Annotated in this window: 20 protein-coding genes and 1 other RNA gene; 16 read left to right on the plus strand and 5 right to left on the minus strand. The window is 62.8% G+C overall.

Features of this window, described 5'->3' with window-relative positions; translation table 11 throughout:
• Positions 1 to 55 precede the first annotated feature (55 nt).
• Together RUW20_RS07455 and RUW20_RS07460 are read right to left on the minus strand one after the other, a co-directional pair.
• Complete coding sequence (locus RUW20_RS07455; protein WP_313951577.1) at positions 56 to 694, minus strand: histidine phosphatase family protein; 639 nt, start codon at positions 692 to 694, stop codon at positions 56 to 58.
• A 359-nt stretch (positions 695 to 1,053) separates the two neighbouring features.
• Positions 1,054 to 2,337 (minus strand): DUF3422 domain-containing protein, encoded by a 1,284-nt coding sequence (locus tag RUW20_RS07460; RefSeq protein ID WP_313951578.1) that lies wholly within the window; start codon positions 2,335 to 2,337, stop codon positions 1,054 to 1,056.
• Between the two features lie 341 nt (positions 2,338 to 2,678).
• On the opposite strand from RUW20_RS07460, the gene RUW20_RS07465 reads away from it, so the two are divergent.
• The 10 genes from RUW20_RS07465 (at position 2,679) to recR (ending at position 10,063) form a co-directional block, all read left to right on the plus strand.
• Positions 2,679 to 2,882 carry a hypothetical protein gene (locus RUW20_RS07465; protein ID WP_313951579.1) on the plus strand — a complete coding sequence of 68 codons (204 nt, stop codon included), beginning with the start codon at positions 2,679 to 2,681 and terminating at the stop codon, positions 2,880 to 2,882.
• Positions 2,883 to 3,100: 218 nt separating this feature from the next.
• On the plus strand, positions 3,101 to 3,574 hold the full coding sequence (locus tag RUW20_RS07470; RefSeq protein ID WP_313951580.1) for a 4Fe-4S dicluster domain-containing protein: 474 nt from the start codon (positions 3,101 to 3,103) through the stop codon (positions 3,572 to 3,574).
• Between the two features lie 12 nt (positions 3,575 to 3,586).
• Positions 3,587 to 5,434: an aldehyde ferredoxin oxidoreductase family protein gene (locus tag RUW20_RS07475; RefSeq protein WP_313951581.1), complete on the plus strand. Its 1,848-nt coding sequence runs from the start codon at positions 3,587 to 3,589 to the stop codon at positions 5,432 to 5,434.
• A 1-nt stretch (position 5,435) separates the two neighbouring features.
• A complete protein-coding gene (locus RUW20_RS07480; protein ID WP_313951582.1) occupies positions 5,436 to 6,686 on the plus strand; it encodes an FAD-dependent oxidoreductase in 1,251 nt (416 codons plus the stop codon).
• Positions 6,686 to 6,940, plus strand: a complete 255-nt coding sequence (locus RUW20_RS07485; protein WP_313951583.1) for a MoaD/ThiS family protein — start codon at positions 6,686 to 6,688, stop codon at positions 6,938 to 6,940. Before RUW20_RS07480 ends, RUW20_RS07485 begins: the two co-directional genes overlap by 1 nt.
• On the plus strand, positions 6,933 to 7,235 hold the full coding sequence (locus RUW20_RS07490) for a hypothetical protein (protein ID WP_313951584.1): 303 nt from the start codon (positions 6,933 to 6,935) through the stop codon (positions 7,233 to 7,235). Before RUW20_RS07485 ends, RUW20_RS07490 begins: the two co-directional genes overlap by 8 nt.
• A gap of 18 nt (positions 7,236 to 7,253) precedes the next feature.
• An RNA gene (gene ffs / locus RUW20_RS07495) (signal recognition particle sRNA small type) lies at positions 7,254 to 7,352 on the plus strand.
• Positions 7,353 to 7,441: 89 nt separating this feature from the next.
• The gene (dnaX, locus tag RUW20_RS07500) at positions 7,442 to 9,109 is read left to right on the plus strand and encodes a DNA polymerase III subunit gamma/tau (protein WP_313951585.1); all 1,668 of its coding nucleotides are present in this window, start codon (positions 7,442 to 7,444) and stop codon (positions 9,107 to 9,109) included.
• A 28-nt stretch (positions 9,110 to 9,137) separates the two neighbouring features.
• Positions 9,138 to 9,461, plus strand: coding sequence for a YbaB/EbfC family nucleoid-associated protein (locus RUW20_RS07505; protein ID WP_313951586.1), 324 nt, complete (start codon positions 9,138 to 9,140; stop codon positions 9,459 to 9,461).
• Complete coding sequence (gene recR, locus RUW20_RS07510) at positions 9,461 to 10,063, plus strand: recombination mediator RecR (RefSeq protein WP_313951587.1); 603 nt, start codon at positions 9,461 to 9,463, stop codon at positions 10,061 to 10,063. The genes RUW20_RS07505 and recR overlap by 1 nt, the downstream gene beginning before the upstream one ends.
• 30 nt (positions 10,064 to 10,093) lie before the next feature.
• Here recR and RUW20_RS07515 read toward each other — a convergent pair whose 3' ends face one another.
• From RUW20_RS07515 to RUW20_RS07525, 3 genes are read right to left on the minus strand one after another with little or no spacing between them, the layout of a single operon-like run.
• A complete protein-coding gene (locus RUW20_RS07515) occupies positions 10,094 to 11,422 on the minus strand; it encodes a serine hydrolase (RefSeq protein ID WP_313951588.1) in 1,329 nt (442 codons plus the stop codon).
• A gap of 42 nt (positions 11,423 to 11,464) precedes the next feature.
• On the minus strand, positions 11,465 to 12,310 hold the full coding sequence (locus tag RUW20_RS07520; RefSeq protein WP_313951589.1) for a hypothetical protein: 846 nt from the start codon (positions 12,308 to 12,310) through the stop codon (positions 11,465 to 11,467).
• A 49-nt stretch (positions 12,311 to 12,359) separates the two neighbouring features.
• Complete coding sequence (locus RUW20_RS07525) at positions 12,360 to 13,331, minus strand: cation transporter (RefSeq protein WP_313951591.1); 972 nt, start codon at positions 13,329 to 13,331, stop codon at positions 12,360 to 12,362.
• 152 nt (positions 13,332 to 13,483) lie between these two features.
• On the opposite strand from RUW20_RS07525, the gene RUW20_RS07530 reads away from it, so the two are divergent.
• The 6 genes from RUW20_RS07530 (at position 13,484) to RUW20_RS07555 (ending at position 18,449) form a co-directional block, all read left to right on the plus strand.
• Complete coding sequence (locus tag RUW20_RS07530; protein WP_313951592.1) at positions 13,484 to 14,410, plus strand: helix-turn-helix domain-containing protein; 927 nt, start codon at positions 13,484 to 13,486, stop codon at positions 14,408 to 14,410.
• Positions 14,411 to 14,592: 182 nt separating this feature from the next.
• On the plus strand, positions 14,593 to 15,189 hold the full coding sequence (gene petA, locus RUW20_RS07535) for a ubiquinol-cytochrome c reductase iron-sulfur subunit (RefSeq protein ID WP_313951593.1): 597 nt from the start codon (positions 14,593 to 14,595) through the stop codon (positions 15,187 to 15,189).
• Between the two features lie 3 nt (positions 15,190 to 15,192).
• Complete coding sequence (locus RUW20_RS07540) at positions 15,193 to 16,512, plus strand: cytochrome bc complex cytochrome b subunit (protein ID WP_313951594.1); 1,320 nt, start codon at positions 15,193 to 15,195, stop codon at positions 16,510 to 16,512.
• 14 nt (positions 16,513 to 16,526) lie between these two features.
• The gene (locus RUW20_RS07545; RefSeq protein WP_313951595.1) at positions 16,527 to 17,237 is read left to right on the plus strand and encodes a cytochrome c1; all 711 of its coding nucleotides are present in this window, start codon (positions 16,527 to 16,529) and stop codon (positions 17,235 to 17,237) included.
• Between the two features lie 102 nt (positions 17,238 to 17,339).
• Positions 17,340 to 17,936, plus strand: a complete 597-nt coding sequence (locus RUW20_RS07550) for a glutathione S-transferase N-terminal domain-containing protein (RefSeq protein WP_313951596.1) — start codon at positions 17,340 to 17,342, stop codon at positions 17,934 to 17,936.
• A gap of 87 nt (positions 17,937 to 18,023) precedes the next feature.
• Positions 18,024 to 18,449 (plus strand): ClpXP protease specificity-enhancing factor, encoded by a 426-nt coding sequence (locus RUW20_RS07555; RefSeq protein ID WP_313951597.1) that lies wholly within the window; start codon positions 18,024 to 18,026, stop codon positions 18,447 to 18,449.
• The last annotated feature ends 64 nt before the right edge of the window (positions 18,450 to 18,513 follow it).

Genomic DNA, 18,513 nt, shown 5'->3' on the forward strand with positions numbered 1-18,513 from the left:
CCGTAAGCTTGTCCGCCGTTAAAGCAGGGTTCGATCAAGCGGCGCGACGTCTTCGCTAGGGAAGTTCGTCGAGCCCCACCGTGGCCAGATGGTCGGTAACGCCCCACGCCTCCAGGCTCCAGTGTTCACCGTCGCCACGCACCCAGTTGATGCCGGCATTCGGAATGAGGAAATCCCGTGGCTGATTCAACGAGGTGCCGCGCACCAGGCGGTTGACGATATCGAGCACGCCGCCGTGCGTCACCACGATGACCGTGCAGCCCCGATGATCCTCGGCGATTCGCCGCAAGCCGGTGCTGACTCGCTGGTGTAGTTGGCGCAGACTCTCGCCGCCATAGGGGATGACGAAATCCGGTTCTCGCCCTTCGAACAAAGCATAAACATCCGGATATCGGTCACGTGACTGATCGTAGGTCAGCCCTTCGAAAAGGCCGTAGCGTCGCTCGCGGAATTCCGGTCGCAGCGTCGGGACCAGCTTCAGGCTGGCCGCAATGCGTTCGGCAGTCTGTCGGGCGCGCAGCAGGTCGCTGCTGTACAGCGCCGCCACCGGCACCGCCGACAACCACTCCGCCGCCGCTTCAGCCTGGGCCTTGCCCGTCGTATCCAGGCCGACGTCAATGTTTCCCTGGATACGCTTTTCTGCGTTCCAGGAGGTTTCGCCGTGGCGGACCAGGCAGATGCGGGTGGCTTCCATAGGTATTGATTCACTAGCTGCGTTGACGACCAGCAATCGGCCGACGGAAAGACCCGGACTTCGCCGGCGTGAAGCCTCGCTCCGTCAGGTTCGGAAGGAGCAGATTCTAAGGCATTTGCGGTGACTGCTCCGCCTGTCAGGGGCAATCGGAAGCGCCGGTCAGACAGCCGCTGCTCCTCATCACTCGGCCGCAAGCCACCACGCTGCCCGCAGCGATTGTCCGCAGCGTCTCCCGGCGCACTGCACTTTGCCCGCCGGGCGGCTCGCCGTGCGCAGTTTCGCTGATCCAGCGCATCACCAGGTGAATTGGCGGGAGCAGATCTGCGACTAAAATACGGCATCCGGCATCTGCCCGGGGTCTAAGTGGTCGCGCGTTGCACCAGCTGGCGGATATGCCGAACGCCCAGCGCAGCAACAATGACGACGATCGGAATCGCGATCCCGGTGACGATTTCCGGATTGACCGGCGCGCCTGCCGCCTTGACGGCCTTGGCCGCATAACCGATCAAGCCGACCACGTAGTAGCTGACCGCGGCCACCGACAAGCCTTCCACCGTCTCCTGCAGACGCAACTGCAGTTTCGCGCGTCGGGCGGCGGTGCTGAGCAACGACTGGTTCTGCCGCTGCAATGCGATGTCGACCCGCGTACGCAACATTTCGCTGGCGCGACTGATCCGCTCCGACAGACTGTCCTGCAGCCTGGCGACGGTTTCGCAGGTGCTCATCGCCGGCACCAGGCGGCGTTCGACGAACTCGCGCATCGTTTGCACGCCTTCCACACGCACTTCCCGTAGTTCTGCCAGGCGGCGTTCCACCAGCTCCTGGTAGGCGCGCGCCGCGCAGATCCGGCCCAAAGTGGCCGAAATAGTCCCCTCGACGACGGCGGCAAGCCTCGTCAGCCGGTCAAGGAGAGCGGGCTCGTCTTCACTTCTGACGTTCACCATTTCATTGAGCAGCGCCGCCAGTTGCTGGTCGGCATCCGCCAGCACCGGCAGGGTGGCCCGGGCTATCGGGAGCGTCAGCAGCGCGCGCATCAGATAGGTTTCTATCTCGAGCACGCGCTGTACCATCCGTCCTGCCTGGCGCGGTGTAAGGCTGACATCCTCGATCAGGAAGCGGCTGAAACCGTCCGCATGGATGCGAAAGTCCGCCCGCACGCTGGCAACACCGTCGCCAACGATTGAGCCGACCAGCGGATTGCCTTCAAACCAGCTGGCCAGTTCCTCGCTGCCGGGTGTTGCCACCGGAGCTGTACGCACCGCCACGTGTGCCGCCACCAGCACTTGCCCCGGCAGTCCATCGAGCCAGTCTTGCGGGACGCTCGTGATTACCGGCTGGACAAAGGGATCGCCGAATTCGCCTTGGCGGAAGAAAGTGTAGCTGCTGCTCTCAGCGCCTCTCTCCCACTTGAGCCTGAAGGTGCCGAGGTCGACCTTGAAGTGATTGTGGTCCGCTGCCGGCGACGTGACGCCGTAACGCGTGCATAGCTCGACGATCGACTCGTACTCTGCTTGCCTGTTCGATGGGTCACTGGCCAGCGCCAGATACGAGGCTTGCTCGGGGATGCTTAGCGCTTCCGGCGGGCGGGCGTGCAGCTCATAGTTGAGCGCAAAGCGCTGCGGGTGATTGACGGGTTTTGTCACACGGTTCCTTCCACTGTTTCGTCATGGGAGGTTTGGCGAATGAGCGATGCGTTCTGACGCCGTGCTTGGGCGAGGTTTGCCCCGGCGCGCGGGCTAAAAACACTCCGCCGGAGCTGTCTCGCACTGTTGGTGGATCTTACGCCAATGCCCGAGCTTAATGCTTGATGACAGCGTTCGTTGACCTGGGCATGTGCGGCGCGGCGATGGGGCTCGCAGCTCCTGGTTGACGAGCAGTCTGAGCGTCAACCGTCCGCAGCGAGAAAACTCACAATCCCAACCGCGGTCCATTCGCTTTCCGAATGCGAAGCGGAGCACGCGGTGAGGATTGATCGGAGGCGAGCATGAGCGCCGTCCTCATGCCCCAAATACTGTCCGCCAACGGTGCCCGCAGGCGTCCACGGGCGCCCCGCATCGGTGAGCGCTTCCGCAGGCAGGGTGTCGCCGCCGGGGCGGCGCTGACCGGGCTGTCGCCCGCGTCCGGTGAAGGCGTCGTCCTGCGCCGCGTCGGTGCCAGCCGCGACGTGGTCGGCCGCATTTCGTTCTGAAAATGGACCCGGCTGGCGATCTGCCCGTTGCGTTGCCCCCGGCGCGGCGTAGCGCACCACCGCTATCGCTGTTTCTCGATGGCCGTCGGCTGTCAATTGCTGCAGCGCAACTTTTAGAAGTGCCCGCTATTGCCTATAGTGATCAATCAGTCGCAGCGGTGAACGAGGACTGCGGCGTCATTCAGCAGAATCATCGATCTGTTAACGGAGGAGACGTCATGCAGAAGTCTTTGCACATCGATCCGGGCAAATGCACCGGTTGCCTGCAGTGCGAAATGGCTTGCTCGTACGAGCATACCGGGGTCTTCAACCCGTCCAGGTCGCTGATCAAGGTTTTCGACTTCCACCACGAAGGCCGCAAGGTTCCCTACACCTGCACCCAGTGCGCCGAAGCCTGGTGTCTCAACGCCTGCCCCGTCGAGGCGATCAAGATCGACGCCGGCACCGGCGCCAAGGTGGTGCTCGACGCTGTTTGTGTCGGCTGCAAGGTGTGCACCATTGCCTGCCCGTTCGGCACGGTCAACTACAACCACGATACCGGCAAGGTCCAGAAGTGCGACCTCTGCGGCGGTGATCCGGCCTGCGCCACCGCCTGTCCGACCAGCGCCATCACCTACATCGACAGCGACTGGACCGGCCTCGAGCGGATGCGTCAGTGGGCGCAGAAGACCGATAGTGCGGCACGGGTTTGAGGAGAGACGATCATGGCATGGACTCGCAAAATTCTTCGCGTCAACCTTACGCAAGGCACTTGCGTCAGCGAAGCGCTGAACATGGAATGGGCGGCGCAGTACCTCGGGCAACGTGGGCTCGGCAGCAAGTATTTGATCAGTGAGATTGACCCGAGGGTCGACGCCCTGTCGCCCGAGAACAAGATCATCTACGCCACCGGTCCGTTGACCGGGACCATGGCCTCGACCGGCGGGCGCTATTCGGTGGTCACCAAGGGGCCGTTGACCGGCGTCATTGCCTGCTCGAACTCTGGTGGATACTTCGGCGCCGAGTTGAAGTTCGCCGGCTGGGACATGATCATCGTCGAGGGCAAGTCGCCCAAGCCGGTCTATCTGCACATCGAGAACGAGTTGGCGGAACTGCTGCCGGCCGACGACCTCTGGGGGACGACTGTTTGGGCGACCGAAGCGACGCTCAAGAAGCGTCACCAGGATCCGCTGCTGCGGGTGTCGAGCATCGGTCGCGCCGGCGAGAACCAGGTGCTTTTCGCAGCCATCGTCAACGATCTGCATCGTGCCGCCGGGCGCTCCGGTGTCGGAGCGGTGATGGGTTCGAAGAACCTCAAGGCGATCGCCGTTCGCGGTACGCGCGGGGTCGGCAACATTGCCGATCCCAAGGCGTTCATGGCGGCTGCAACGGCCGGCAAGAAAGTGCTCGCCGAAAATGCGGTCACCGGCCAGGGCCTGCCGACCTACGGCACGCAGGTGCTGATGAACGTAATCAACGAAATGGGCGCCTTGCCGACGCGCAACCATCGTGACGTCGAGTTCGAAGGCGCGCGCAAGATCTCCGCCGAAGCGATGCACGAAAAACGCGCCAGCGATGGCCGCGCCCATCTGGTCACCAATCAGGCCTGCTTTGGCTGCACCATCGCCTGCGGGCGGATCTCACGCATCGACGAAACGCACTTTTCGGTGGAAACCAGGCCCGAGTACTGGGGGGCCAACGGTGGTCTCGAATACGAGGCCGCCTGGGCGCTCGGCAGTGCCAACGGCGTCGACGATCTCGAAGCGCTGCAGTTCGCCAATCTGCTATGCAACGAAGACGGCATGGACCCGATTTCTTTCGGGGCAACGGTCGGGGCGGTGATGGAACTTTACGACCTCGGCATCCTGAGCAAGGAAGAGATCGGCCTCGAAGCAGTTTTCGGCTCCGCTGAAGCGCTGTGCAAACTGGCCGAGATGACTGCGCGTGGCGAAGGCTTCGGCAAGATCCTCGGTCAGGGATCGAAGCGCGTGTGCGCGAAGTACGGCAAGCCCGAACTGTCGATGACCGTCAAGGGGCAGGAGTTCCCGGCCTACGATGGGCGTGCGCTGCAGGGCATGGGGCTGGCCTATGCGACCTCGAACCGCGGCGCCTGCCATCTGCGCGGCTACATGGTTTCCAGCGAAGTGTTCGGCATCCCGGTCAAGACCGACCCCAAAGAGACTGCCGGCAAACCGGAAATGCTGAAGGCGTTCCAGGACGCGACGGCGGTCGTCGACTCCAGCGGGCTGTGCGTGTTCACCACCTTCGCGTGGACGATGAACGATATCCAGCCGCAGATTCAGGCCGCCTGCGAAGGCGATTGGTCGCAAGATTCGCTGTTGCAGATGGGCGAGCGGATCTGGAATCTCGAGCGCGACTTCAACCTGGCGGCCGGGATCACCGGCAAGGACGACACCCTGCCGCCACGGCTGCTCAACGAACCGTGCAAGACCGGCGGCTCGAAAGGCATGGTCGCCGAGATCGGCAAGATGCTTCCCGAGTACTACAGCCTGCGCGGCTGGACGCCAGAAGGCGTGCCGACCGCCGCCACGCGCTCGCGCCTGGGTCTCTGAGGTGGCCAGACAGGTCATCATCGGCAACGGCCCGGCCGGGGTCGTTGCCGCCGAGACGCTACGCCGCGCCGATGCGCAGGCCGAAATCACGCTGATCGGCGACGAGCCCGAACCGCCCTACTCGCGGATGGCGATTCCCTACCTGCTGACCGGCAAGATCGGTGAGTCTGGAACCTATCTGCGCAAGGACGCGGATCATTTCGAGCGCTTGCGCATTCGCCAGCTCTGCGCTCGTGTGGAAGCGATCGATAGCGCGCGACATACGGTGACGCTGGCCGATGGCAGCGTGCTTGACTACGATTGCCTGCTGATTGCCACCGGCTCGCATCCGGTCCAGCCGCCGATTCCCGGCATCGACCTGCCGCAGGTCCTGTCCTGCTGGACGCTGGCGGATGCGCGCGCAATCGCCGCCGCGCTGGCCCCGGGTGCGCGTGTGCTGCAGATGGGTGCCGGCTTCATCGGTTGCATCATTCTCGAGTCTCTGGCCGCCCGCAGCGCGCAGCTGACGGTCGTCGAGATGGGCGACAGGATGGTGCCGCGCATGATGGACGAGGTGGCCGGGGAGATGATTCGTCGCTGGTGTGAGGGAAAAGGGGTGCAGGTTCGTACCGGCCGGCGGGTGGTGTCCATCGCTCCGGCCGGCGACGCCCTGCGCGTCAAGCTGGACGATGGCGAGACCGTCGAGGTTGACGTGCTGATCAACGCCACCGGCGTCAAGCCGAACGTCGACTTTCTCCAGGGGAGTGGCGTCGCCATCGATGTCGGCATTCTGGTCGACGACTCGATGCAGACCAGCGTCGCCGGGATCTATGCCGCTGGCGACGTCGCCGAGGCGGTCGAGTTCGGCACCGGTCGCCGCGTGGTCAATGCCATCCAGCCCGATGCCGTCGAACAGGCGCGTATCGCGGCGCTGAACATGGCTGGCCAGGCGGCAAGCTTGCCGGGCACCTTTGTCTTCAACGTTCTCGATACCCTGGGGCTGATCTCGGCGTCCTTCGGGCAGTGGCAGGACTTGCCGGGTTATACCAGCGCCCAGTTGCTCGACGAAGCCGAGTATCGCTATTTGCGGCTGGTATTCGACGGTGAACAGCTGGTCGGCGCCAACACCATCGGTCATACCGAGCACATCGGTGTCCTGCGCGGCCTGATTCAGGGGCGGGTCCGTCTCGGTGACTGGAAAGCCCGTCTGCTGGCCAACCCGCTGCTGCTCAGTGAAGCCTATCTCGCCAGGGGGCTGGCCGCGACCCATTGATGCAGATCACTTTCAAGCTGTACGCGTTCCTCTCCGACTACCTGCCGGCGGATGCTCGTCGGACCAACACCCTGACTCTGGAAATCCCCGACGAGACGACCGTCGGCTCGTTGATCGCCTCGCGGGCGCTGCCGCCGCGGCTGGTGCATCTGGTCCTGCTCAATGGCGAGTTCGTGCCGCCGCCGCAACGTGGCGAGCGCCGCCTGCAGGCGGGTGACGTGCTGGCGATCTGGCCGCCGATCGCCGGTGGCTGAGAACGCCGAACCTCCGGTGCCGCAATTCGCGATGACCCTGGCGCTGCCCGAATTCACCCGCCAGTTGCAACCGTTGCTGGCCGGCTGGGTGGTGGCTCCGTTGGCCGATGGCTGGCACCTGCAGCAGGCCGGACGCAGCGTCGAAGTCCGTTGCCAGCCCTTGCCGATCCTGCAGATGGGGGCTCTTGCGCTGCCCCGCCTGCAGGTGTCGATTGCATTTTCCGGCGGCAGCGCCGGACAGCATGGCGATTTCATGAACGACTTCCAGCGCCACTTCCGACGCGGCGGGGGCTGATGTGATAGCATTCCTCGTGGCGGGTCTCCCCGCATCGCAGGATGGTTAACCTGGTCAGGTCCGGAAGGAAGCAGCCACAGCTGTCTTATGTGAGTGCCGGGGGTAAGGCTCGCCACCCGTTTTTCTGCGCCGCCGGCGCAGTGCCTGCTTCGGTGAACAGCGAAAACTGCCGCAGGGCCGGAAACGCCATCTGCTAGAATCCACCCATGAGTTACCAAGTTCTGGCACGCAAGTGGCGCCCGCGAACGTTTGCCAGCCTGGTCGGCCAGGAGCACGTCGTCCGCGCACTGACGCACGCACTGACCGAGCAGCGCCTGCACCACGCCTACCTGTTCACCGGCACCCGTGGCGTCGGCAAGACGACCCTGGCGCGCATCTTGGCCAAGGCCCTCAATTGCGAGGCCGGGGTCAGCGCGACCCCTTGCGGCACTTGCTCCGCCTGCCTGGAGATCGACAGCGGACGTTTTGTCGACCTGCTCGAAGTCGACGCGGCGACCAACACCAAGGTCGACGAGATGCGGCAGCTGCTCGAGAACGCGGTCTACGCACCGACCCGTGGCCGCTTCAAGGTCTACGTTATCGACGAAGTGCACATGCTCTCGAACTCGGCGTTCAACGCCATGTTGAAGACCCTCGAAGAGCCGCCGGAACACGTCAAGTTCATCCTCGCCACCACCGACCCGCAGAAAATCCCGGTCACCGTCCTCTCGCGCTGCCTGCAGTTCAACCTCAAGCAGATGACGCAGCCGCTGATCGCCGGCCATCTCAAGCACATCCTCGAAGTCGAGGCGATCAGCGCCGAGCTCGCTGCCTTGCAGCTGCTGGCGCGTTCGGCGTCGGGCAGCATGCGCGACGCGCTGTCGCTACTCGACCAGGCGATCGCCCACGGTGCGGGCAAGGTCGAGGAAGCGCAGGTACGCGAGATGCTCGGTGCCGTCGACCTCGACCACCTGTTCTCCATCCTCGACGCCCTGCTTGCCGGCGACGCCGCAGCGATGCTGCAGGTGGCCGACGAGATGGCGGCGCGCAGCCTGTCTTTCGATGCCGCCCTGCAGGAGATGGCCAGCCTGTTCACCCGCCTGCAGGTCGCCCAACTGGCGCCGACGGCGATCGCTGACGATCTGCCCGAGCGCCAGCGGATGCAGGCGCTGGCGGCTGCACTTGACCCCGAGTTCGTCCAGCTGGCTTACCAGATCGCCGTCCATGGGCGTCAGGAACTACCCCTGGCGCCTGATGAACTGGCCGGCTTCATCATGACGCTGCTGCGCCTGCATGCCTTCCGCCCGGCTGCGGGCGATCATCGCCCCGGTGGCCGCGCGACGCCCGCCGAGGCGTCCGCGGACCGTCCGGCAGTGGCGCCGGCATCGCCGTCGGGCAGCGCGCTGGCGCCGGCCGCCAGCCACGCGTCGGCGGCTGTGCCAGTTGTGGAGCTGAAGGCCGTTCCTGCGGAGCCCCTGCCGGCTGCCGCTCGCGCGGCGTCTGTCCAGCCAGCGCCAGCGGCCGCTGACTGGCACGATATCCTGGCGACACTGAGGATCAGCGGCATGGCGCGTGAGCTCGGGCAGCACTGCGAGTTGCGCGAGTTGACGGGAGAGCGGATCCTTCTTCGCCTGTCGCCGACCCATCGCCATCTGCTGATGAAACCAGCGCAGGACAAACTGCAGCAGGTGCTTTCCGAGCATTTCGGTAGACCGCTGAAGCTGCTGGTCGAACTCGAAGCGATCTCCGGCGACACCCCCGCCGCGGCCGCGGAACGCGGCCGGCGAGACCGTCAGGAGCGCGCCATTGCCGCGGTCGAACAGGATGGTTTCGTGCGTGAGGTGATCGAGATGTTCGACGCCACCCTGATCGAATCTTCCATAAAACCCCATTAACCCTTCAATCCGGATCGAGGCAATAAAGATGATGAAAGGCGGAATCGCGGGCCTGATGAAACAGGCCCAGCAAATGCAGGACAACATGAAAAAGACGCAAGAGGAGCTGGCGCAGCTCGAAGTCGAGGGTCAGTCCGGCGCCGGCATGGTCAAGATCGTGATGACCTGCGGTCACAACGTGCGCCGGGTGGCCATCGATCCCTCGGTAATGGACGACCGGGAAATGCTCGAAGATCTCGTGGCGGCCGCCCTCAACGACGCCACCAGGCGTGCCGAAGAACTCTCGCAGGAGCGCATGGCCGGCTTCTCTGCCGGCCTCAATCTGCCGCCCGGGTTCAAATTGCCGTTCTGATGGCGACACCGTCAAGCCTCGAATCACTGATCGAGGCTTTGCGCTGTCTGCCAGGCGTCGGCCCGAAGTCCGCCCAGCGCATGGCCTACCATCTGATGCAGCACGACCGGACGGGCGCCGAGCGCCTGTCCGGTGCTCTCCAGTTGGCGCTCGACGCGCTACGGCATTGCCAGCGCTGCAACACCCTCACCGAAGCCGAGATCTGCGATCGCTGCCAATCGACCAGGCGTGATGCCAGCCTGCTGTGCGTCGTCGAAACGCCGGTCGACATGAACATGATGGAGCAGACGCACGCCTATTCCGGCTTGTACTACGTCCTGATGGGCCGTGTCTCACCGCTCGACGGCATCGGCCCGCGCGAGCTTCACCTTGACCGTCTGCTGGCCCGTTCCTGCGACGGCGTCGTGCGCGAGGTGATCATCGCCACCAATTACACCAATGAGGGCGAAGCCACCGCGCATTACCTCTCCGAAATGCTCAAGAGCCGCGGCGTCAGCGTGTCGCGCATCGCGCGCGGCGTACCGGTCGGCGGCGAACTCGAGTACGTCGATGCCGGGACACTGGCGCAGGCGCTGCGCGAGCGCCGGCCGCTTGCCCCGTAAGCATTCCGGATCATTGCCCAGGGCGGGCGGTTATTGCTGCCCGTGCCCCTTCAGTTTTCCTGCGATGGCCTGAGTCGCCATGATCTTGGACCAGAAGCTGTTGTTGCCGGCAGCGGACGCGACCGGCTGACTCGAGAAGAAAGCGACCACAACGTCGGCGTCGCGATTGATATAGATCACCTGCCCGTAAATACCGACGGCAGCGTACTCGCCTTTCTGCTCGTCAAGTATCCACCACATGTTCTTGTAGGCGACCCAGGCGGCGCCCTTGTATCTTTCGTTGTTCTTCATCTTCTGCTTGTCTTTGGCGTCGAGCGTGATCGATGCGTCGACCCAGTCGGCGGGAACTACCTGCTGACCATTGAATTTCCCCCGGTCGAGAATCATCTTGCCGAATCGTGCCGCATCTCTCAGCGTGCTGTTGAAGCCCCCCGTGGCGATGCCCATATAGGCGCGGTCGACGACCGTGTAGGCGTCGTGCTCGGCGCCGAGCTTCGACCAGATATGCTGTTGGATAAAGCGGTCATAGGGCAGGCCAGATATTCTCGCGATCAACCAGCCGAGGACGTCTGAATTGGCGGAGTTATAGTCGAAAACTTCGCCAGCGACTTCTTTTGTGTTTGGCCGAATGAACTTGGACAGAAAGTCGTGAATGCCATAGATCTCGGTGCTCTGGGGTTCGGCGTCCCTGCCACCCGGCACTCTGGCCATGTTCATGGCCGGACCATAGTATTTCAGGAAGTCCGAGTTCGGGTCGGTGTAGTTTTCCTTGAAGTCGATCGAAGAGCTGTGGTCAAGAACGTTTTGAATTGTCACCCGCTCGAAGCCGCTGCCTTTCAGTTCCGGAATGTATTTGGCAGGCGAGTCATTCAAATTGACCTTGCCCTCGGCGAGCAGGATGCCGAAGGCAGTACTCGTCAGCGACTTGGTCGCGGAAAACCAGATGTGCTGGTAATCCCTGCTCAGGCCGTTGAAATAGCGTTCATAGCGGATGTCGTCGCCCTTGAGCACCAGGTAGCCATCGGTGTAGTTCTCCTCTAGTACCTGATCGACGGTCTTGTCGTCGCCGTTTGCGTCCTTCAGCCGGATTTGCCCAATGTCGCTGTCGACGTCTTCTTTCAGCGGGTATATTTTGCCCGCGCGCGGGACCATCAGTACGTTCAATGGCGCGCCGGCATTGCGAAAAGCCCATTGGCTATAGGGGTGTTGCCGGTAGTTGCCGAAGGTTACCTGGCTTTCCTTGCTCGGCGGAAAGCCGTCCATCACCTCCTTCGGGGTGGCCACTGCGGCGGCCTGCGCCGAGGCAACGTGGGTCACCAACAGGGTCAGCGCAAGGGCGCGTCCAATGGCAGTTTTCATCTTGTCTTTTCTCCTTACAGCGGTGTTCATCGGGGTCAATGTCTAGAAGTAGGTGGTCAAATAGAGGAAAGCATTCCAGTCGTTTTTCAGGCCGGAATTCGCGTCGCGCCGGTACGAGAGGAGATCGGCGTCAACGTTCTTTTGCCCCAGGAGGGTCCACGTCAGGGTGGGTGTGATCTTGCCGGCAACCGTGATGTCGAGGTGGCCAGCACCCTCGCCGGAAAGGTTTCCCGACACGAAGCGGGTGTAGCCGCCCCAGAACTGCACATAAGCACCATCCCACCAGTTGTCCGGGCTATAGACCAGCAGGGGCGAGATGTTCAAGCCGAGGCCGTTGTAGCTCCCGAACTTCTTGTCCCAGGAGTTCACCACGTTCATTGGCAGGTACAGACTCCATTGCCTGTTGATGCCGAATGCGGGGAGCGCGCCAAACGACAGCACGTTTTGTCCATCGGTCCCCTTTAGCTCGCCGGCCAGCTGCAAATCGATCTGGGTCGCCCAGCCCCGGTATCCTGAGGTGACGGCATAATCCATCTCGAGCAGGTGAAACCATCGCGCGCGCGCATTGGTGAATCCGGAGTTGCTGCCAGGTACTTTATTGCCGGAGTGCTCGCCATAGCCGGCGTTGAAAAAGATCATGTCTTTTTTGGATAACCCGAGGTTGCCGGCAACCCTCAGCTCGGTCATGTGTTCACCGTTCGTGTAGTCGGTGTATTTCGGGCCGGCGCCAAGGTAGGTGTAGATCTTGGTCGGATCCGAGGCATCGATGTTTTCACCCTGCGGCTTGTCATCCGTGGCGTGCAGCGGGTTACTGACCGCCAGCAGCGCAAGCGTGAGGCCTGCGCTGCTGACTGTGGTTTTTCGCAAAACTCTGGTGATTCTGGACATCGTTTTTCCTTTCGCTTGCTGCGTGAATATCGATCAAGAAAGGGCCTCGCTACGACCCGGATGCCGCCACCGACCCGAGCCTGGCCGACGCAAGAGATTGGAACGGTGGGTCGGCGGTAGCGACCACTTCACAGCGCACCAGCGCCCCGCTTCGGGTGTAGGCACTGAGCAGCGCCTGGCGCAGTTGGTCGAGCGTCTCGCCGAGCACCGCGTTCTCCGGCCTGACGTAGAGGACCACGAAGTGCGTGCGGCCCAATTTGGTGACCGCCATATCGAGGAAGGTGAACGGTCGTCCGTGCAGGGCCTCGTTCGCGACGTGGTGGGCAATGCGCACCGATTCGGGTGCCGCCGCCGCCCCCGCCGTCTCTCTGAGCGCCGCACGGAGCATCGCCAGCGGCTGGGGGAGCATGATCAACTGCAGAACCAGTACGATCAGGGCGTCAGCGATGGGAAGCAGAACCTCGGCGGGGGTGGCGATCAGCAGCGGCGTGAGCAGCAGGGCGGCGCCGGCGCCGGCGCTGAGCGCTCCGTCTACCACTGCAGCGCGCATCTCGGTGCGCAGCAACTCGCTCCTCCGTTGGCTACGCCGCCAGGCGCGATGGAACTGCCAGGCCAGTCCGGCGCAGATGGTCACCATCGTTACCGTGTAGACCAGGATCGGCCCCATGATCAGCGCCGGCACGTCACCACCGGCGAGGTAAACCACGATCTTCTCGCCGGAGCTGAACAGGGCGAACACGAGAATGCCGATCAGCACCAGCGAGCGGAAGCTGACGTAGAGCGATTCGTAGGCCTCGTAGCCGAAAGGGTAGCGGTGGTCGGCCGGGCGGCGTACGGCGCGCGCTACGCGCGCTGCGATCAGTGCAGCAACGAAGTTGACGCCGGAGTAAAGGCCGTCGACCAGCAGCGCGTCAGAGCGCGACAACAGCGCGGCGGTCACCCCCGCCACGGCCATGAAAAGGCTGGCCCACTGTCCCACAGCCAGGGCGCGGGTCTCGATCGTCACGGCGTTCTTGGTCATGTGGCGGGCTAGCTCCCTCGCGGATCGGCTCCCGGGATTTGGTCCGCCATGCTAAGCAAGGACGGGGGTTGGAAAAAGCCGTATCCTGCCAATTTTCAGCTTGTGCGGGCCGCGTTTCCTGTCGGCAACGGTCTGCTCGGGAGCCGCCACCAGTGATTCACCATGAAGCGATCGCCACCGACGACGTGGATGAATTGTTCTCGTGGTCCGCGGGCTGGGACTTCGAGATCGTGCAACTGTCGCCGGGCGCACTGGGTTTTCGCTCTCGCCTGGTTGTACTGCCCGGGGTGATCTTGCGCTGGGAGTTCTGGGGCCAGCGCCTGCGCAGTTGCCATCTCAATCACTCGGAGAACCTGTCCATCGGTCTGCTGCTCGCTACCGAGCGGGCGCCGGTGTGGAAAGGACGCGAGGTCGCTATCGGTCAGGCTCTGGTATTCGGCTCCGACGAGCAGGAGTACGTCAGCCCCGAGGGCATGCACTGCCTCAACATCGAAATCGCCCGCGAGTTGCTGGCTGATTGGGGGCTGGCGGCGCCAGTCGGCGGCTTGGTCGACGTCGAGCCAACAGCCTTGTGCAGGCTGCTTGCCGAGTGCCGCTACGCGAGCGCTCTGCCCGGCGGCGATGCCACAGCCGAGAGCACCAGGGTGGCCCTGATCTTGCGCGAGCGAATCGTCGCGCGACTGATCGAGGCACTCGGCGGCACCAATCAGGCCGTCTCGGCCGCCACACGAAGCGCCAGCCAGGAGCGCAAGTTTGCGCTGGTCAAGGGCGCCGAGACGGCCGCCCTGGCTTGCAGCCGGGAGATCGATGGCGAGTGCCTGGCAGCCGAGCTTCACATTTCGCAACGCACCCTTCATCGTGCCATCAAGGAGTGGTCCGGATTCGGGCCGCAGGCTTATTTTCAGCTCCTGCGGCTGCACCGTTTTCGCCGCCAGCTCCTGTTTGGCGGGGCGGTTGATGAATCCATCACCGCCACGGCCCACGGGCTCGGTTTCGAGAACATGGGTCGCCTGGCCAGGCTCTATCGAAGCTATTTCGGCGAGCTACCGCGAGAAACACGCCGCCGAGCAAGGCTCTAAAGCGCCTTCAACGCCGCTTGGGCGGAGCGATTGGCGTTGCCGACCCTCTGCCGGCGTCCGCCGTCGCCCCCGTGCGGAGCCCCGCGTAGGCAAGGCTGCTGATTCTCCCTGCACCGAGTTTGGCGTATAATGCCGCGGTTCAGTTCGTACCAACTTTCCATTACGTGCTAGGGATCAGCGCTATGAGCAATGTGAGCAAAGTGGACGGCGGAAGGCGGCGGCTGGTCGTCGCGACCGCTGCCGTAGGCGGGGCCGGGGCGCTGGTTGCGCTCGTGCCTTTCCTGTCCAGCATGCTGCCGTCCGAGCGGGCCAAGGCAGCCGGGGCGCCGGTCGAAGTCGATATCGGCAACCTCGAAGTCGGGCAGATGATGACGGTCGAGTGGCGCGGCAAGCCGGTGTGGATCATCAACCGCACGCCGCCGATGCTTGAAACGCTGCCCGAACTCAATGGTCAGGTGGCCGACCCTCATTCCGACAAGGACCAGCAACCGGAATACTGCAAGAACGAAACGCGTTCGATCAAACCGGAGTTCATGGTCGTGGTGGGAATCTGTACCCATCTTGGCTGTTCGCCAACGGCCAAGTTCAAGCACGGTCCCGCCGACGGCATGGCCAGCGACTGGCTTGGTGGCTTCTTCTGCCCGTGTCACGGCTCCACCTTCGACTTTGCCGGCCGGGTCTTCAAGAACAAGCCGGCACCGGACAACCTTGAGGTGCCACCGCACATGTATCTCTCGGATACACGCATCCTCATCGGTGAACACAAGAAGGGGGCTTAAGCCATGGCGTCGAACAGCAATTACGAAAAGTACAAGTCCGACGGTTCCCTGCAGGGCAATCTGCTCGAGTGGTTTGACGCCCGTTTCCCGGCCACCTCGATGTGGCGCGGTCACCTCTCCGAGTACTACGCACCGAAGAACTTCAACTTCTGGTACTTCTTTGGCTCGCTGGCCATGCTGGTGCTGGTCATCCAGATCGTCACCGGCATCTTCCTGGTCATGCACTACAAGCCCGACGCCTCGCTCAACGCGAATGGCATCCCGCTTGCCTTCGCCAGTGTCGAATACATCATGCGCGACGTGCCCTGGGGCTGGTTGATTCGCTACATGCACTCGACCGGCGCTTCGGCGTTCTTCGTCGTCGTTTACCTGCACATGTTCCGCGGCATGCTCTATGGCTCGTACCGTCAGCCACGCGAACTGATCTGGGTCTTCGGCACGCTGATCTTCCTGTGCTTGATGGCCGAGGCCTTCATGGGCTATCTCCTGCCCTGGGGACAAATGTCCTTCTGGGGTGCGCAGGTGATCGTCAACCTCTTTTCGGCCATTCCGCTGGTCGGCGAGCCTCTGTCGATCTGGATTCGTGGCGACTTCGTGGTCGGCGACGCAACGCTCAACCGCTTCTTCTCGTTCCACGTCATCGCCGTGCCGCTGGTGCTGCTCGGCCTGGTCGCCGCGCACATCCTCGCCCTGCACGAAGTCGGTTCGAACAACCCGGACGGCATCGAGATCAAGAAGCGCAAGACCCCCGAAGGCATCCCGCTCGACGGCATCCCCTTCCACCCCTACTACTCGGTGAAGGATATCGTTGGCGTGGTCGTCTTCCTGATGGTCTTTTCGATCATCGTCTTCTTCGCACCGGAGGGTGGCGGCTACTTCCTCGAGTACAACAACTTCATCCCGGCCGATCCGCTCAAGACTCCACAGCATATCGCTCCGGTCTGGTACTTCACGCCTTACTACTCGCTGCTGCGCGCCATGGTCTGGCCGCTGTTCGGCATTGATGCCAAGTTCTGGGGTGTCGTGGCGATGGGTGGTGGCGTTGTCATCCTGGCCTTCCTGCCGTGGCTCGACCGCAGCCCGGTCAAGTCGATCCGCTACCGCGGCCCGATCTTCAAGACCCTGCTGACCATTTTCGTCATCTCCTTTTTCATCCTTGGTTTCCTTGGCACGAAAGCACCGTCCTACGCTTTCTTCGGCGTTATCCCCGCCGCGCCGGTGGCGCAGCTTCTCAGTGCGTACTACTTCCTCTTCTTCCTGACCATGCCGTGGTGGTCGAAGATCGACAAGTACAAGCCGGAACCTGATCGCGTGACGATGTAAAGGGAATGCACAAAATGAAAAAATTGCTCACTGCATTGCTTGTCGCCCCGGCCATCGCATTGGCCAGTGGCGCTGCCATCCATCTTGACAAGGCGCCTGATCGGCAGGGGGACAACGCTGCCCTGCAAAGCGGCGCCAGGACCTTCGTCAACTACTGTCTGAACTGCCATGGTGCGAGCTATGTCCGCTACAACACCCTGACCCGGCTCGGTCTCACCGAGCAGCAGATCAAGGACAACCTGATGTTTGCCGCCGACAAAGTCGGTGAACAGATGCGCGTTGCCGCGCGTCCGGCCGAGCAGAAGACGTGGTTCGGCGCCACCCCCCCTGATCTGTCGCTGGTTGCACGTTCGCGGGCGTCGGAGGATGGCAGCGGGGCTGACTGGCTCTATACTTACCTGCGTTCGTTCTATGTCGACGAGAAGCGGCCGACCGGCTGGAATAACACCGTTTACGAAAACGTCGGTATGCCCCATGTGCTCTGGCAGTTGCAGGGGATACAGGTGTTGAACGCGGATCACCACCTCGAACTGGAAACTCCGGGCAGCATGGCTCCTGCCGAGTACGACAAGACCGTCGCGGACCTGGTCGGTTTCATGGTCTGGGCGGCCGAGCCGGAAGCCGGTTTCCGCAAGCAACTCGGTTTCGGCGTTCTGGCTTTCCTTATTGTTCTCTTCGGCTTTGCCTACAAAATGAAGAAGAACTACTGGAAAGACATCAAGTAACAAGAAGACCAGCGCCGGGTTTCGGGCTGCGGCATCGCCGGCGAGGGCGCGACAAGCGCCCCCCGCCGCTGCGATGCCGATTCGTTTTTGAGGGTATTGATCATGATGAATCTCTATTCGGGAACCACCTGCCCGTTCAGTCACCGTTGCCGGATCGTTCTTTACGAAAAAGGCATGGACTTCCAGGTGATTGATGTCGATCTCTTCGCCAAACCCGAAGACATTGCCATCATCAACCCCTACGGCCGGGTGCCGGTGCTCGTCGAACGTGATCTCATTCTCTATGAGCCGAACATCATCAACGAATACATCGACGAACGCTTCCCGCATCCGCAGTTGATGCCGGCCGATCCGATCATGCGCGCGCGCGCGCGGCAGCTGCTGATCACCATGGAGCGCGAGGTTTTCGCCTACATCGAGCCGCTGGAAAAGAACGGCAAGACCGCCGATCGCGCACGGCAGCAGATTCGCGACCGCCTCACCGAGATGGCTCCCGTATTCATCAAGCAGAAGCACATGCTCGGTGAAGACTTCTCGATGCTCGACGTCGCCATCGCGCCACTGCTCTGGCGGCTCGACCAGTACGGCATCGAACTGTCGAAGACGGCAGCGCCCCTGATGAAGTACGGGGAGCGCATTTTCAGCCGTCAGGGCTTCATCGATGCGCTGACACCCTCCGAAAAAGCCATGCGCAAGTAGGCCAGGAAGGACGCCGCCTTTGCCGGCGACGCCAGCTGCAGAGGGGCGTCGCCTGCTCCAGCCCGATCACCTCTCACAGGAATCAACTTGGATCTGCCGTCGACCAAACCCTACCTGATTCGCGCCATCCACCAATGGTGCACCGACAACAACTTCACCCCCTACCTCGCCGTATCCGTCGATGCCCGCACGCGGGTACCGATGGAACACGTTCGCGACGGCAAGATCGTGCTCAACGTCGGCTACGAAGCCACCGGGCGTCTCGAGATAGGTAACGAAGTGATCACCTTTCAAGCCCGCTTCGGCGGCGTTGCGCGTGACCTGTCGATCCCCATCGGCAATGTTTCCGGCATCTATGCGCGTGAAAATGGTGCCGGCATGACCTTCGAAACCGAAAGCGCCGCGACCGTCGCCAAGGGCGAGAACGCGGGGCCCGCTTCCGCTACGGACCGCGAGCCGGAGCCACCGACCACGCCGCCGGCTGGGCGGCCGAAGTTGCAGCGGATCAAATAGCCACCGATGTCGCTGCTCTGCCCTTGACCAGCGAGCCCTGATTCACCGTTTCGCTGCGCCAACG

The sequence above is a fragment of the Accumulibacter sp. genome (assembly GCF_032229525.1).
GTDB lineage: Bacteria > Pseudomonadota > Gammaproteobacteria > Burkholderiales > Rhodocyclaceae > Accumulibacter.

What these genes read in the sequence shown, in the direction of transcription:
- RUW20_RS07455 (WP_313951577.1), bottom strand. Translation starts at nt 694, where the DNA reads ATGGAAGCCACCCGCATCTGCCTGGTCCGCCACGGCGAAACCTCCTGG.
- RUW20_RS07465 (WP_313951579.1), top strand. Translation starts at nt 2,679, where the DNA reads ATGAGCGCCGTCCTCATGCCCCAAATACTGTCCGCCAACGGTGCCCGC.
- RUW20_RS07470 (WP_313951580.1), top strand. Translation starts at nt 3,101, where the DNA reads ATGCAGAAGTCTTTGCACATCGATCCGGGCAAATGCACCGGTTGCCTG.
- RUW20_RS07475 (WP_313951581.1), top strand. Translation starts at nt 3,587, where the DNA reads ATGGCATGGACTCGCAAAATTCTTCGCGTCAACCTTACGCAAGGCACT.
- RUW20_RS07485 (WP_313951583.1), top strand. Translation starts at nt 6,686, where the DNA reads ATGCAGATCACTTTCAAGCTGTACGCGTTCCTCTCCGACTACCTGCCG.
- dnaX (WP_313951585.1), top strand. Translation starts at nt 7,442, where the DNA reads ATGAGTTACCAAGTTCTGGCACGCAAGTGGCGCCCGCGAACGTTTGCC.
- RUW20_RS07505 (WP_313951586.1), top strand. Translation starts at nt 9,138, where the DNA reads ATGATGAAAGGCGGAATCGCGGGCCTGATGAAACAGGCCCAGCAAATG.
- recR (WP_313951587.1), top strand. Translation starts at nt 9,461, where the DNA reads ATGGCGACACCGTCAAGCCTCGAATCACTGATCGAGGCTTTGCGCTGT.
- RUW20_RS07515 (WP_313951588.1), bottom strand. Translation starts at nt 11,422, where the DNA reads ATGAAAACTGCCATTGGACGCGCCCTTGCGCTGACCCTGTTGGTGACC.
- RUW20_RS07520 (WP_313951589.1), bottom strand. Translation starts at nt 12,310, where the DNA reads ATGTCCAGAATCACCAGAGTTTTGCGAAAAACCACAGTCAGCAGCGCA.
- RUW20_RS07525 (WP_313951591.1), bottom strand. Translation starts at nt 13,331, where the DNA reads ATGACCAAGAACGCCGTGACGATCGAGACCCGCGCCCTGGCTGTGGGA.
- petA (WP_313951593.1), top strand. Translation starts at nt 14,593, where the DNA reads ATGAGCAATGTGAGCAAAGTGGACGGCGGAAGGCGGCGGCTGGTCGTC.
- RUW20_RS07540 (WP_313951594.1), top strand. Translation starts at nt 15,193, where the DNA reads ATGGCGTCGAACAGCAATTACGAAAAGTACAAGTCCGACGGTTCCCTG.
- RUW20_RS07545 (WP_313951595.1), top strand. Translation starts at nt 16,527, where the DNA reads ATGAAAAAATTGCTCACTGCATTGCTTGTCGCCCCGGCCATCGCATTG.
- RUW20_RS07550 (WP_313951596.1), top strand. Translation starts at nt 17,340, where the DNA reads ATGATGAATCTCTATTCGGGAACCACCTGCCCGTTCAGTCACCGTTGC.